Genomic DNA, 13,991 nt, shown 5'->3' with positions numbered 1-13,991 from the left:
ACCTGAGGTTCGAGTGCGTGGATCGAGCCCGCAGGATTAGGTGCCGTGCATCTCTGCCGTTTGACTGTTCCGTGAAGTTTTGGTGACGCTGCCGGATTGGTCAGGTGGCGATTTCGGTTCGCAAACCGTGAAATGCCTCTTGCAGATAGTCCGCCAGAGGACGTCGCCCCTGCTCGGCGCTCCACGTTTCCGCCGCCAGCCGCAGTGCGCCGACGCTGACCATGGCCACCAGCCGCAGGCCCGCCCGCCTCTCAGGCTCCGGCCAGCGCTCACTCAACGCGTCGAACAGCATCTGCTCCTTGCGCTGATAATTGGCTTGCTTGCGGGCACACAAAGCCTCAGTCGAGCGCAACAGGCCGTCGATGGCGATCGCCTGTTTGGTCTCATAGCTGGCTATGACCTTGAGAAAGGCGTTGCGGACGACATCGAGCGGCGCTTCATCAAGAGGCTCGTCAGCAATGGCCGCCCGGAATGCCTCATCGGTGCTGCTTTCGAACGCGTTGACGACCTCTTCCTTGGAGCTGAAATAATGGAAAAACGTCCGGCGTGAAATATCAGCGGCCGCCGCGATGGCATCCAGCGTCGTGGCCTCGAAACCGTCTTTCAGGAACAGGCGCAGTCCCGCCTCGGCGATACGCTGGCGTGTCTCGCGCCGCTTGCGTGCCCGCAATCCTTCCTGGGTTGATAGGGTGTCCGTCATGTCTGTCTCCGGCGCATCTTATGGCAAATAATTGCCCTACTTGCAAATTTGCACTGAGTGCATATTTAATGCCAACGATCATCAACGCGAGTACGCATCATGGCAGACTGGACTTTTTCGGATATTCCCTCACAGCGTGGCCGCTCCGCCATTGTGACCGGCACGGGCGGCCTCGGCTACGAGACAGCGCTTGCCCTCGCCCGCGCGGGCGGCGCGATCATTCTCGCCGGGCGCAATACGGCCAAGGGGGCAACTTCCGTCGCACGGATCAAGGCTGCCATTCCCGGCGCGGACATCCGTTTCGAGGAACTCGACCTTGCCAGCCTCGCATCGGTGCGCTCGTTCAGCGACCGCATGCGGGAGCAGCGCCAGAGCCTTGACCTGCTGATCAACAATGCTGGCGTGATGGCACCGCCCACCCGGCAGGCGACGAGCGACGGCTTTGAGTTGCAGTTCGGTACGAATTATCTCGGTCATTTCGCTCTCACGGCACATTTGCTGCCCCTGCTGATCAGAGGGGACCGGCCGCGCGTGGTCAATCTGAGCAGTCTAGCCCATCGCAGCGGCAAAATTCATTTCGACGATCTGCAATGGCAAAAGACCTACAAGCCGTGGCCGGCCTACTCCCAGTCGAAACTGGCAATGCTGATGTTCGCCTTCGAGTTGCAACGCCGCAGCGATACCGCCGGCTGGGGCCTGATGAGCAATGCGGCACACCCCGGCTTTGCCCGTACCGAACTTATTTCCAATGGCCCCGGCGCAAGTGGGCTCCTATCCAGGGTCAGCATGCTGATGCAACCCTTTGCCAGTCATTCCGCTGCCGACGGTTCGCTGCCGACGCTGTTCGCCGCCACCTCTCCTGCCGCAACCGGCAGCGGCTACTACGGCCCGAACTGGTTCCATGAGCTGAAGGGACCGCCAGAACCGGCCAAGGTCATGCCGCAGGCCAAAGATACCGCCGTGGCGGCGAAGCTGTGGGATATGTCGGAACATCTGACAGGGGTTGGATTTGATACTGTGGAATGAGATGTATTAAAGCTGATTGCCAACGCGTGGTGCGTGGTTCGTGCAATCGTTTTCAGGTGGGAGACCAGTGTTGACCGACCCCATCATCCGCAAGGCCACAAGCGCCGATCTCCCCGCCATTGTCGCGCTTCTGGCCGATGATCCGCTCGGCAGCCAGCGCGAGGTGATCTCCGATCCGGTCGACCCGCGTTACCGCTCGGCCTTTGCCGCCATCGACAGCGACCCGAACCAGCTTCTGGTCGTGGCGGCAGACGGAGGACTGGTTGTCGGCTGCGCCCAGATCACCTTCATCCCCGGATTATCACGCACCGGCATGTGGCGCGGGCAGATCGAAAGCGTGCGGATTGCCGAAACGCACCGGCGCGGCGGGCTTGGCCGCCGCATGTTTGAATGGGCCATCGACGCCTGCCGCGAACGCCAGTGCGGGCTGGTGCAGCTTACCACCGACAAGACGCGGCCCGACGCGGCGCGTTTCTACGAAGCGCTGGGATTTGTCGCCAGCCATGAGGGCATGAAGCTCGCATTGCAGCGCTAGGCACAGGAAGCCGCGCGCTCCAGGAGGATTGTGCGCTCGCGGGCATTGCGCGTGAGACTTGCGGCCCGCTCGAACTCGGCCCGCGCTTCATCCGGCCGCTTGAGTTTCAGCAGGAGGTCGCCGCGAATGCTTGGCAGGAGGTGATAAGCCTGCAGGGACGGCTCGCCAGTCAGCTGGTCAATAAGGTCGAGCCCGGCTTGCGGACCGAAAGCCATGGAAAGCGCTACCGCCCGATTGAGCTCGACGACAGGCGATGGCATGAGCTTTGCCAGCTGCTCGTAGAGCGCGGCGATCCGGACCCAGTCGGTTTCCTCGGCGGTTCGCGCCCGTGCATGGCAGGCGGCGATGGCCGCCTGCAGGCCATAGGGGCCGTAGACGGTGCCCAGCCTTTCGGCCCGCTCCAGCGCCGCCAACCCGCGCCGGATCAGCAGATGGTCCCAGTGCGCGCGGTTTTGGTCGAACAGCAGGACCGGTTCGCCCGACGGCCCGACCCGCGCGGCAAAGCGCGAGGCCTGAATTTCCATAAGGGCGATCAACCCGTGCACCTCCGGTTCATCCGGCATCAGATCAGCAAGGATCCGCCCGAGCCGCATGGCTTCCTGTGCCAGTTGCGGCCTGATCCAGTCATCTCCCGCGGTGGCCGAATAGCCCTCGTTGAAAATCAGGTAAAGCACGGCAAGCACCGAGGCGAGACGTTCCGTGCGGTCCTTGCCGCGCGGCACCTCGAAGGGAATATTCGCCTCCGACAGCGTGCGCTTGGCCCGGACGATGCGCTGGGCAACGGTGGCTTCAGGTGTCAGGAAGGCGCGCGCGATCTCCTCCGTCGTCAGCCCGCCAATCATGCGCAGCGTCAGCGCCGTGCGCGCCTCGGCCGATAGCACGGGGTGGCAGGCGGTGAAGATGAGGCTGAGCATGTCGTCGCCGATGTCGTCGTCCAGCGCCGTATCGAAATCCGGCATGGCGGCCTGTTCGATTTCCGCGTCATAGCCCAACTGCCCGTGCTTGCGCTTCAGCATCTTCGTGCGGCGGAAGTGATCGATGGCCCGGCGTTTGCCGGTGACCATCAGCCATGCGGCGGGATTGCGCGGGATGCCCTCCGACGGCCAATGGCGCAGTGCGGCGATCAGCGCCTCCTGCGCCAGTTCTTCGGCAAGCCCGACATCCCTGACAATGCGCGCAAGCCCGGCAATGATCCGGGCCTGCTCGATTTTCCACACGGTTTCGATGGCACGATGGGTTTCGGCGGCGGTCGTCATAAGGGCCGATCACATCACCTTCGGGGCCGTCGCGCAAGATCGCGACGTGCGGCTTACTTGTTCTGGCCGGCGCCCATGTCGCGAAAGCGGTCGATGGCTTCGAATTCGCCGAAATCTTCGAGTTCGAACATCTGCCGGATTTCGATCTCGCCACTGTCCGGATGCGGATTGGGAAACCGGTTGGCCCATTCAATCGCCTCCTCGCGCGTCTTCACCTGAATGATGGTGTAGCCCGCCACCAGTTCCTTGGCTTCGGCGAACGGCCCGTCGATCACGGTCCGCTTGCCGCCGGAATACCGGATTTTCCAGCCCTTTGCAGTGGGTTGAAGGCCATTGGCGTCCAGCAGCGCCCCGGCTTTCGCCAGCTGTTCGTGATAATCGGCCATGGCGCTGAAGAGTTCCTCCGGCGGCATGACGCCGGCTTCCGAATCTTTCGTTGCCTTCACCAGAATCATGAATCGCATTGTCGTTTCTCCTTCGGTTCGGATGCCGGGCGGCCGGATGGTCCGGCCGTTGGTAAACCCTCGCTCCGATGACACGACGCGCGGGATTTACCGGTATCGACATATCGCCTGAATTTTTTCATGGGCGAATGCCGGGTTCAGGACAGGGACAAGGGCGGGCCGGTGTAGCGGGCACGCGGGCGGATCAGCTGGTTCATCGACTGTTGTTCCAGAATATGCGCAATCCAGCCGACGGAGCGGGCAATGGCGAAGAGAATGACGGGTGCCGCCGGAGGCAAACCAAAGCCATCGGTCATGGCGGCGAGAGCAAAATCAATGTTGGGCTGCTCGCCGGTCAGCATCTCTGCCGTTTCGCGAATCTGCCGATAGATGGCGCCCGGTTCGAACTGTGCCAGCAGCGCCGTGGCGCGCTGGTCACCATGGGGATAGAGCGGGTGCCCGAAGGCAGGAATGGCCCTGCCCTGGGCCAGCAGTTCGCGTATCGCAAAACCTGCGCCGGTGGCCTGTGCGATCCGGACCAGCGCCTGCACGCTGAGATAGGCCTCGCCATGCAGCGGCCCGGTCAGCGCGGCGAGACCGGCGAGCATGCCGGCCGACAGCGGCGCTCCGGTCGAGGCGGCGACGCGGGCCGCAAAGGTCGAGGCATTGAGTTCGTGATCGGCCAGCAGAACCAGCGCCCGGCGGATGCAGTCTTCCGCCTCCGGCGCATTCCAGGCATGGGCCAGTCGGATGTGAACGGCGTGATTGGCGGCGCTGCCGGTGCCAAGCATCGCCGCAACGACGTCCGCAAAGACACCGGATGCCTCGGCAACCAGCACGGCACGCGAACGGCCATGAGCCGGCAGGTCCGTTGCGGCACGCCGGGCAAGGACAATCATGGCTGCCTCCAGCGGGCGGTCGGACTTGGGCATATCATGGGCGGAAGGTGACGCGGTGATTTCCCCCGCTTCCCACAACAGCGCTGCAACCTGTTCAAGTGTCGACGAGGCGGCCAGTGCGGACGCATCCCTGCCGCGATACCATAGGCGCCCGTCGGCAATGGTCGAGATGCTCGACGGCAGGACCGGATCGCCCCAGCCGATCGCCTCGGCGGCGACATTGGCCACCGTGCGCCGCCCGGCCTTGCGTCCGGCGAGGCGTTTCACATCCTCGCTCTTGTAAAGGCTGCGGCGCGGGTCCTGCGGATCGGGCTTGGCCTGAATCCGTCCCCGGCTGACATTGGCGTAAAGGGTCTGCGGCTGGACGCCAAGGGCCGCCAGAGCCTGCGATGCCGTCAACCACGCCATGGAACCTCACATTGATCATTTACGTCAAGATTGACGTCAATCATAGCGCACCTCATCCTGTGGCGGAAACAAAAACTGGAGTTTGCCATGAAAAACGGTCTTGATGACGTTGTCGCCACGGAAACCACGCTGTCGGATGTTGACGGGCTTGGAGGCATATTGATCATTCGCGGCCGGTCGCTGGATGAATTGGCCGGCGTTGTCCCCTATGAGGAACTGCTGGCGCTGCTGCTGTCGGATGCCTTTGACGAAAAGCTCGATGCGGACGGACTGCGCACGCGCACCGGCCTCGCCCGGCAGGAGATATTCAACGCGATACCCGATGCTGCCGCGCCCTTGCTCGCACTGCCGGTCACCGATGCGGTGCGCGCGCTGACCGCCCAATTCGCCGATGGCGATGACCTTGCCACCGCCCTGCGCCTGATCGCGGCTCCCGCCGTGTTCACCCCGGCGGTCATCCGGCTGAAGAACGGCCAGGCACCTGTCGCCCCCGACACCGCGCTCAGCCACGCCGCGGATATATTGCACATGTTGCACGGCCGAACCGTCACACGGCAGGAAGCCGCCGCACTCGATACCTATCTCGTTACGGTCAGCGATCACGGCATGAACGCCTCGACATTCGCGGCACGGGTGGTGGCGTCCACCCATGCGGGACTGGTGTCCTCCGTGCTGGCTGCATTCGGCGCGCTCAAGGGGCCGCTGCATGGCGGTGCACCGGGGCCGGTTCTCGACATGCTCGATGCCATCGGCACACCGGACAATGCCGAAGCATGGCTGGAAAGAGCACTAGACGACGGCGAGCGACTGATGGGATTCGGCCATCGCATCTACCGGGTGCGCGACCCGCGCGCGGATGCATTGATGCAGGCGCTGCGGCGGCTGGCTGGAACGGGCAATCACGGTGCGGGCCGCTTCAAGCTGGCGGAGAGCGTCGAAGCGGCGGCATTGCGCATTCTCGCCCGCCGCAAACCCGACCGCCCGCTCAAGACCAATGTGGAATTCTATACGGCACTGCTGCTGGAAACGCTTGGTTTTCCGCGGGACAGCTTTACCAGCGTCTTCGCCATGGGACGGGTCGGCGGCTGGATCGCCCATGCAAGAGAGCAGACCCAACATGGCCGGCTGATTCGCCCGCAATCGCGGTATATCGGACCGCGCCCGATCAAGGCCGCATAGGTTTTTCGAAGTAATGGGATGGTGGAAACGGCCCGAAAGGGCCATCCACCATCACATGTGCGTGTTTAAACCCGGATATCCCAGATAATACTGCAATTACCCCAGTAATGTTCAACCTTAGATAGTATTTTTACTCACAAAAACGGGATTTTGGTGGTATTCTACCGATGGACTCAAGTGCACCGTCTTTGGACATTCAAAAGGAGCAACTGGGATCATGACACAGCTTCTCAATCGCCTGTCTCTGGCACTCGCCATGACGCTCTCCACCACTCCCTCCGTGATGGCCGGCCCGCTGACCACTATGGATGATGTCGGCAAAGCGCTTCATGCCTGCTGGACTGCGCCGGAGGGGTCACAAAAATCCACCGTGACACTCCGTTTCAGCTTCAAGCGCGACGGCTCGCTGATCGGCCCGCCGCGAACGGCTGCCATCGATTTTCCGGGCAATGACGCGGCGGCACGCAAATCATTCATCGATGCGGCCATTTCCGCCGTCAAGGATTGCACGCCGCTGACATTGTCACCGGAACTTGCCCAGGGCATTGGCGGCCAGGTCTTCACCATGCAGTTTGTTTCGCCTGACGCCTGCGGCGGCGATTGCAACCGGCAAGCCAGCGTGCGGCCAAACTGACCGGCAGCCATCTACAGCAAAAAGGCGGCTCCGTGAGCCGCCTTTCCTGTTCTCGCATAGAGTGCGCCAGTGCTATTGGCGATGAAGTTCCACCCGGCGGTTCTTGGCCCGTCCGGCTTCGTCGTCATTCGATGCGACAGGCGACTGCAAGCCCTCTCCCTTCGCCTTGAGACGGCTCGCCGAAACACTGTAGGTACTGACCAGATCGGCGACAACCGCATCGGCCCGCGCCTTCGACAACTGCATGTTGAAGTCAGCACCGCCAATATTGTCGGTATGGCCAACCACATCGAGTTTCTCGTTCGGCTGATCCTTCAGGAACTTGGCGATTTCATCAAGGCTCGGGCGCGACTCCGGTTTGATTGACGCCTTGTTGAAGTCGAAATGAATACCGTAGAGCAGAACCTTGCCCGCCGTATCGAGGCTCTTGCTGATCTGCGAGGCGGACACCACGACCATCTGGTCGGTCAGGTTGCCGACCTGCAGGGAGTCAAGGCGGACATAGACCTGGCCCTTGACCGCATCGAATTCCGGCACATAGCCATCCTCGAATTCGATGACGTAGAGCGCGATGTAGGTTTTAACGCCGCCCTCTTCCTTGACGGCCGCCACATAACGCGCCTCGTCCGGGCTGTAGCCGAAAAGCTGGCCGCCGGGGCCCTTTTCGCCAAAGACGTTCTCCAGTTGATAGGTGTCGGCCTGCTTGGCCTGGAACAGGACCTTGTAGCCCGCCGATTGCAGATCGTTCAGGTAGTTGCGGAACACTTCGGCCGAGGAAGGTCCGGCAGGAACGGAATAGACATTCTGCGTCAGGCGGCCTTCCAGTGCTTCCTTGCTGGCAAAATCCGACTTGGCGGAGTCATCCTCGTTCTTGATCCACTTTCCGGTCGGCAGGGTATATTCCGCAAAGTTTCGCGCATCGCACAACATGATCGATGACCCTTCAAAGCGCTTGATACCGGGGAAATCCTGGCAGCCCGGCTTGTCTGCCGCATGGGCCGACGATGCGATGAAAACGGCCATGAACATAAGTGCCGCGAAGACTCCGCTGCAGAGTTTCGATGTCATGAGTATCTCCAAAATGATGTGACGCTGTTGCACTGCCGGCCTGAAACCTTGGACAAGCTGCGCTACGGGATTGCTTTATAATAATACAAAAATCATTTAGCAATACACAAAACATATCCCGTTTTCACCATTGAATGATCAACCGACAGACAAAATCTGGCGATTCTACAGGCGTTTGATCACAGTTTTAATACATGCGGGATGCCCGTCTTCCGCCAAGAGAAATGTCTAAACAAATAGCAAAATACAAAAACAATAGTTCGAAATTCCAGCGCAATGTACAGACAGCTCCGCTCCGGCCCCGTAACGGGACCGGACCAGAGCTGCGCACGGGGCCTCAGGCTTTGGAAGCGGGTTTCTCCACATGGCCGCCAAACTCGCTGCGCATGGCCGACAGCACCTTGTTGGCGAAGTCGGCATTGCCGCGCGAGCTGAAACGCTCCTGCAGCGCCGCGCTGAGAACCGGCGTGGGTACGGCCTCGTCAATGGCGGCGATGGCCGTCCAACGCCCCTCGCCCGAATCCGAAACACGCCCCTGGAAATTCGACAAGGTCGGATCGTCGTTCAGGGCGTCGGCGGTCAAATCCAGCAACCAGGAGCTGATCACGCTGCCACGGCGCCAGACCTCGGCGATCTGCGGCAGGTCGAAACTGTATTGATAATGCTCGGGATGCAGGAGTGGTGTGGTTTCCGCGTCCACCTCATGCGAGCGCAGGCCGATATCCGCATTGCGCAGAATGTTCAGGCCTTCCGCATAGGCCGCCATCAAACCATATTCGATGCCGTTATGGACCATCTTGACGAAGTGGCCCGCACCATTGGCACCGCAATGCAGATAACCGAGCGGCGCCGTGCTCTTGCCCGGCGCAGCCACGGCTGGCGCGGCGGGATCGTTGCCACCCGGCGCCAGCGAGGCGAATACGGGCGAGAGATGCTCCACCACGTCCTTTTCGCCACCGATCATCAGGCAATAGCCGCGCTCCAGTCCGAAGACGCCGCCGCTGGTGCCGACATCGACATAGTGCAGGCCTTTTGTCTTCAGCTCGCCGCCGCGGCGGATATCGTCGTGATAATAGGAATTGCCGCCATCGATGAGGATATCGCCCGGCTCGAGCAGCGGCACGAGCTTGGCGAGAACGCTGTCGACAACGGCGGCGGGCAGCATCAGCCAGATGGCGCGCGGCTTGGCCAGAAGCGAGACGAACTCCTCCAGCACGACCGTTCCGGTCGCGCCCTGTTTTTGCAGGTCCGCCATGCTTTCGGCACGGGTGTCGTGAACCACGAGGGCGTGACCACGCTTCATGAGGCGCTGCGCCATGTTGGCGCCCATGCGCCCTAACCCAATCATGCCAAGCTGCATTTCATTCTCCTTGGAGTGTTTGCAATCCGTCGGGGGAGCCCGCGGGCTCCTCATCGGGAGCAAGTTAGGCAGACAGGACCACGGACACAAGCAAGCGTTGCGTCATAAGCGCGTGATAGCAGCGGCCAGGGCATGGGCGAGTATCGGTTGGCAGAGCGAAATCTTTGATAAAGCGTCAGAAAACGGTAAGATCGCCGGTAATTTCCTGTATAGGTTCTGCAAGACGAAATGATACCTCAACCCGATGAAGGAGGGCCGATGATATCCGGATGGATCAGACTGATTGTAGCTTGGGCAACTGTGGGTGCCTTTCTTGTTTTCGGATATGGCTGGATGGCCGATCTGAGTTCGGTGATGAAAGCTTCGTTTCTGTTTGTCTGGCTGTTCGGCGTCATCATCTGGTCGGCCTTCGGCGTCGTGCATGAGGCGGAGGAACTGGCGGAACTGCTGGGCGAACCGCTCGGAACGCTCATTCTCACCCTCTCCATCGTCATCATCGAAGTCGTGCTGATCAGCGCCGTGATGCTGAGTTCGGATGCGCCGACGCTCGGCCGCGACACGATGTTCGCGGTGCTGATGATCGTTTTGAACGGCGTGGTCGGCCTTGGCCTGCTCATCGGCGGGCTGCGTTACGGCCAGCAGGGCTACAATCTGCAGGGCGCGGCATCCTATCTCATCGTCATCATTCCGCTGACGGTCATCCCGCTGATCCTGCCGAACTTTACGGTTTCCACCAGCAATGGCTCCCTCACCGTGGTGCAATCGGTGTTCTTCTCGATTTTCACCATCGCCCTCTATGTGATTTTCCTCGTGCTGCAGACCGGGCGGCACCGCGACTTTTTCGTCTATCCCAAGGGAGACGAGGACGTTCTGCAGGCATCGCCTGAAATCGAAGCGCCCCACGCGAAGCCTGCCGGGTCGATTGGCGGCCACACGCTGCTGCTGATCCTGAACATCCTGCCGATCGTGCTGCTGTCAAAGAGCCTGGCCTCGCTGCTCGACCATGGCATTGCCAGCTTCGGCGCGCCCACCGCACTCGGCGGTTTGCTCATCGCCGCCATCGTCTTCACGCCGGAAGCCATCACCGCGCTGCGCGCCGTTTCCGGCAATGAACTGCAGCGCGCGGTCAATCTGTGCCTGGGTGCGGCAACCTCGACCGTCGGCCTGACCGTACCGGCCGTGCTTGCCATCAGCCTGTTCACCGGCCAGACCGCCATTCTCGGCCTGTCATCCACCGAAATGACCCTGCTGGCGGTAACGCTGATCCTCAGCACCCTGACCTTTTCCGGCCTGCGCACGACGGTGCTTGAAGGCGCGGTGCATCTGATGATCTTCTTCGTCTATCTCGTGCTGATCTTCAGCCCCTGACCGGCGCAAGATCGAGGTGTTCGGCGACGAAATCGACGAACACCCGCAGCTTGGGCGAGAGATAGCGGCTCGACGGCCAGAGCACGCGGAACGTACCGGAAAACGGGATGAAATCATCGAGAACGCTGACCAGCGTTCCAGCCCGCAGCTCGTCCATTATGGTGAAATCCGGCAGGCAGGCGATGCCAAGCCCCTCCTGCGCCATGTGAATCTGCGGTGCCGACGTGTTGCAGACGAGGGTCGCGGGCAGGTCAAGCTCCACATCCCTGCCATCGCGGGACAGCGGCCAGAGTTGCAATTTCCCGGTGGTCGGATAGCGGTAAAACAGGCAATGATGCCGCGTCAGGTCCTCCGGCACTTCCGGTGTTCCCATGCGCGCGAAATAGTCCGGTGATCCAACGAGGCGCTTGCGGAACGAGCCGAGCACCCGGGTCATCAGCCGCGAATCATTCGGCTCGCCGGTGCGCAGGACCGCGTCGAAACCGTCCTCGATCACATCGACCAGCCGGTCGGAACAGTCAATGTCCAGCTCGATATCGGGATAGGCGCGCATGAAGGCGGAAAGCACCGGCATCATCAACCGGTCCGCAATCGGCATGCTGACACGCAACCTGCCGCGCGGCGCCTCATTGGCCTGCGACAATTCCAGTTCAGCCGCCTCGATCTCGCAGAAAATGCGGCGGCACCGCTCCAGAAACAGCGAGCCTTCCGGCGTCAGCGTGATGCTGCGGGTGCTGCGGTGAAAAAGCCGGGCACCAAGCCGCTCCTCCAGCCGCGCAATGGATTTGCCGATGGCAGAGGGGGAAACGCCGAGGTGGCGGCCGGCGGCCACGAAACTGCGGTATTCGGCGGCCTGCACGAAGGCATTCCACGAGCCCAGATTGTCCATCGACACCACCTCTTCATTGCCGACAAAAATGTCGCTTGTGAAAGGAACTATAGCCTGTTTTTCCGTTTCGCGAAGATGACTAGGTTCGGTTTCCCATCGCGGGTGTGAAGCTTTGCACTGTAAAGGCATCGCCTCTCCGCCTGCCCAACCCCGTACCTATTGACCAGGCAAAGACATGACATCGATCACAACATCGCTGGACGAGGCTACTCCCGCCTCCTCCTTCCGGCTGCCGCTCAGCGGCCTGCTTGCCCTTGCAGCAGCCGGTTTCATCACCGTCCTCACCGAAGCGCTGCCGGCGGGTCTGCTGCCCCAGATGGGCGCCAGTCTGGCAGTGCCCGAATCGCTGGTGGGCCAGCTCGTCACCATCTACGCTCTCGGCTCCCTCATCGCCGCTATCCCGCTGACCGCAGCCACACGCGGATGGCGGCGCAAGCCGCTGCTGCTCAGCGCCATCGGCGGATTTGCCATCGTCAACACGATCACGGCGGTTTCCACCAGCTACACGCTCACGCTCGGCGCCCGATTTTTTGCCGGTGTTTTCGCCGGATTGCTCTGGGCGCTGGTTGCCGGTTATGCCGGGCGCATGGTGCCCGACCACATGAAAGGCAAGGCCATGGCCGTCGCCATGCTTGGCGCGCCCGTCGCGCTGTCCCTCGGCGTGCCCGCCGGGACATTTCTGGGCGCGTTTGTCGGCTGGCAATACACGTTCGGCATCATGAGCGGGCTGACGGTGCTGCTGGTTGGCTGGACCATCTGGAAATTGCCGGACTTTCCCGGCCAGGAAGCGGGCAGGCAATTGCCGATCTCCGGCGTCTTCGCCATTCCGGGCGTCAAGGCGGTGCTGTTTGTCACGCTCACCTATGTGGTGGCCCATAACGTGCTCTATACCTACATTGCGCCGTTTCTGGTTCCCGCCGGGCTCGCCGGAAGCATCGACAAGGTGCTGTTCGTCTTTGGCCTGTCCGCCATTCTCGGCACCTGGATGATCGGCCTGATGATCGACCGCTGGCTGCGTGAACTCACGCTGATCTGCATCGCGGCCTTTGCCGTGGCCGCCGTTCTCCTTGCCATCTGGTCCGCCAACAGCACGATGGTCTATCTCAGCTTCGCCATCTGGGGTCTGACCTATGGCGGCGTGCCGACCCTGTTCCAGACCGCATCGGCTAAAACCGCGGGTGATGCGGCGGATGTCGCGCAATCGATGATCGTCACCGTCTGGAACATCGGCATTGCCGGCGGCGGCATCATCGGCGGCTTCCTCCTGGAAACAACCGGCGTCACCTCGTTCTCATGGGTGCTGCTGGTACTGCTCGCCCTGGCCTTCATCGCCGCCGTCCGGGCACGAAGCCACGGCTTTCCGGCCGCAGTAACAGCGGCATAAATAAGATTGTGAGAAAGCAAAACCGGCGGCGGTCTTTCGCTGCCGGTTTGATCAGACCCCGGAGCGCACCGGCTGGGCGGAAACGGTCACGTCCTGCAGGCGCACGAAGCGGAAGCCCTTTTGCTGCAGGGCCAAAACACCTTTGACAACACCGGCACCGGCCACCCGGCCCGGCTGGTTGATATGGGCGATGATGACATCGCCATCCTTGGCAGCGACAATACGCTTTTCCACCAGCCCGGCCATCAGCGAGGCACCCATATCGGCATTGAGCGAGTAACCGGCCACGCGGTAGCCCATCTCATGGATGATGCGGATACCGTCTTCGCTGTAGCGGGCGGTCGCATCGCGATACCAGACCGGCTTGGCGACGGAGGCTTTCAGCATGGCGTCGACACCGCCCTGGATTTCATTGCGGATGGCGGCTTCCGAGCCTGCCGTCTTCAACCCGAACATGGTGGGCTGGTTGTCGATGGCGGGGATGTGGTTGAAACCGTGATTTTCCAGTTCGAACAGGTCGGGATGCGCCTTCATGACCGCAAGCGCCTCGGCATTGTGCCGCATCCAGCGGGCGGTGACGAAGATCGTTGCCGGGATGCGGTTTTCAACCAGCGTGTTGAGAATGCGCAGGTCCGTCTGCCCCGAACAGGCATCCAGCGTCAGGGCCACCTGCGGCGCCGCGGCGCCGCCCTTGGCGATATAAAGCTTCGGCTCGACGAATGGCGCCGGATGATCCCCGGCCGTTGCGATCCCCGCAGGCGTGACGAGAAGAAGAGCAGCGATGATGGCAGAAGCTGAGCGCACGGTGTTTACCAATCTTGAGAATTGCCCGCAGATACACG

Annotated in this window: 14 protein-coding genes; 6 read left to right on the top strand and 8 right to left on the bottom strand. The window is 61.7% G+C overall.

Features of this window, described 5'->3' with window-relative positions:
- Positions 1 to 100: 100 nt before the first annotated feature.
- Entirely contained in the window at positions 101 to 700 is a 600-nt protein-coding gene (locus ACZ5FP_RS07995; protein ID WP_464662954.1) for a TetR/AcrR family transcriptional regulator, read from the bottom strand.
- A gap of 99 nt (positions 701 to 799) precedes the next feature.
- On the opposite strand from ACZ5FP_RS07995, the gene ACZ5FP_RS07990 reads away from it, so the two are divergent.
- Both ACZ5FP_RS07990 and ACZ5FP_RS07985 read left to right on the top strand, forming a co-directional pair.
- Positions 800 to 1,726 (top strand): SDR family oxidoreductase, encoded by a 927-nt coding sequence (locus tag ACZ5FP_RS07990; protein WP_464662953.1) that lies wholly within the window; start codon positions 800 to 802, stop codon positions 1,724 to 1,726.
- Between the two features lie 70 nt (positions 1,727 to 1,796).
- Positions 1,797 to 2,261, top strand: coding sequence for an N-acetyltransferase family protein (locus ACZ5FP_RS07985; RefSeq protein ID WP_464662952.1), 465 nt, complete (start codon positions 1,797 to 1,799; stop codon positions 2,259 to 2,261).
- Here ACZ5FP_RS07985 and ACZ5FP_RS07980 read toward each other — a convergent pair.
- The 3 genes from ACZ5FP_RS07980 to ACZ5FP_RS07970 all read right to left on the bottom strand — a co-directional run bounded on the left by ACZ5FP_RS07980 (position 2,258) and on the right by ACZ5FP_RS07970 (position 5,267).
- Positions 2,258 to 3,517, bottom strand: a complete 1,260-nt coding sequence (locus ACZ5FP_RS07980; protein ID WP_464662951.1) for an RNA polymerase sigma factor — start codon at positions 3,515 to 3,517, stop codon at positions 2,258 to 2,260. The genes ACZ5FP_RS07985 and ACZ5FP_RS07980 overlap by 4 nt on opposite strands.
- Positions 3,518 to 3,570: 53 nt before the next feature.
- The gene (locus tag ACZ5FP_RS07975; protein ID WP_464662950.1) at positions 3,571 to 3,981 is read right to left on the bottom strand and encodes a YciI family protein; all 411 of its coding nucleotides are present in this window, start codon (positions 3,979 to 3,981) and stop codon (positions 3,571 to 3,573) included.
- Positions 3,982 to 4,118: 137 nt separating this feature from the next.
- Positions 4,119 to 5,267: a citrate synthase gene (locus ACZ5FP_RS07970; RefSeq protein WP_464662949.1), complete on the bottom strand. Its 1,149-nt coding sequence runs from the start codon at positions 5,265 to 5,267 to the stop codon at positions 4,119 to 4,121.
- Positions 5,268 to 5,354: 87 nt separating this feature from the next.
- Between ACZ5FP_RS07970 and ACZ5FP_RS07965 the strand changes: the two genes are divergently transcribed.
- Both ACZ5FP_RS07965 and ACZ5FP_RS07960 read left to right on the top strand, forming a co-directional pair.
- Positions 5,355 to 6,446: a citrate synthase/methylcitrate synthase gene (locus ACZ5FP_RS07965; protein WP_464662948.1), complete on the top strand. Its 1,092-nt coding sequence runs from the start codon at positions 5,355 to 5,357 to the stop codon at positions 6,444 to 6,446.
- A gap of 217 nt (positions 6,447 to 6,663) precedes the next feature.
- The gene (locus ACZ5FP_RS07960; RefSeq protein WP_464662947.1) at positions 6,664 to 7,080 is read left to right on the top strand and encodes a hypothetical protein; all 417 of its coding nucleotides are present in this window, start codon (positions 6,664 to 6,666) and stop codon (positions 7,078 to 7,080) included.
- A gap of 72 nt (positions 7,081 to 7,152) precedes the next feature.
- On the opposite strand, the gene ACZ5FP_RS07955 is transcribed toward ACZ5FP_RS07960, so the two are convergent.
- Both ACZ5FP_RS07955 and gnd read right to left on the bottom strand, forming a co-directional pair.
- Positions 7,153 to 8,148, bottom strand: coding sequence for an OmpA family protein (locus tag ACZ5FP_RS07955; RefSeq protein ID WP_464662946.1), 996 nt, complete (start codon positions 8,146 to 8,148; stop codon positions 7,153 to 7,155).
- 337 nt (positions 8,149 to 8,485) lie between these two features.
- Positions 8,486 to 9,508, bottom strand: coding sequence for a phosphogluconate dehydrogenase (NAD(+)-dependent, decarboxylating) (gnd, locus tag ACZ5FP_RS07950; protein WP_464662945.1), 1,023 nt, complete (start codon positions 9,506 to 9,508; stop codon positions 8,486 to 8,488).
- Between the two features lie 333 nt (positions 9,509 to 9,841).
- Between gnd and ACZ5FP_RS07945 the strand changes: the two genes are divergently transcribed.
- Complete coding sequence (locus tag ACZ5FP_RS07945; RefSeq protein ID WP_464662944.1) at positions 9,842 to 10,876, top strand: calcium:cation antiporter; 1,035 nt, start codon at positions 9,842 to 9,844, stop codon at positions 10,874 to 10,876.
- Here the strand turns inward: ACZ5FP_RS07945 and ACZ5FP_RS07940 are convergent.
- On the bottom strand, positions 10,866 to 11,765 hold the full coding sequence (locus tag ACZ5FP_RS07940) for a LysR family transcriptional regulator (RefSeq protein WP_464662943.1): 900 nt from the start codon (positions 11,763 to 11,765) through the stop codon (positions 10,866 to 10,868). The two genes, ACZ5FP_RS07945 and ACZ5FP_RS07940, sit on opposite strands and share 11 nt — an antisense overlap.
- A 175-nt stretch (positions 11,766 to 11,940) precedes the next feature.
- On the opposite strand from ACZ5FP_RS07940, the gene ACZ5FP_RS07935 reads away from it, so the two are divergent.
- Complete coding sequence (locus ACZ5FP_RS07935) at positions 11,941 to 13,149, top strand: MFS transporter (RefSeq protein WP_464662942.1); 1,209 nt, start codon at positions 11,941 to 11,943, stop codon at positions 13,147 to 13,149.
- A 51-nt stretch (positions 13,150 to 13,200) separates the two neighbouring features.
- Here the strand turns inward: ACZ5FP_RS07935 and ACZ5FP_RS07930 are convergent, their stop codons facing one another.
- Positions 13,201 to 13,953, bottom strand: a complete 753-nt coding sequence (locus ACZ5FP_RS07930) for a polysaccharide deacetylase family protein (protein WP_464662941.1) — start codon at positions 13,951 to 13,953, stop codon at positions 13,201 to 13,203.
- Positions 13,954 to 13,991 lie beyond the last annotated feature (38 nt).

Source organism: Phyllobacterium sp. T2-21 (assembly GCF_055378485.1).
This window is presented reverse-complemented; position numbering and strand designations above follow the sequence as displayed.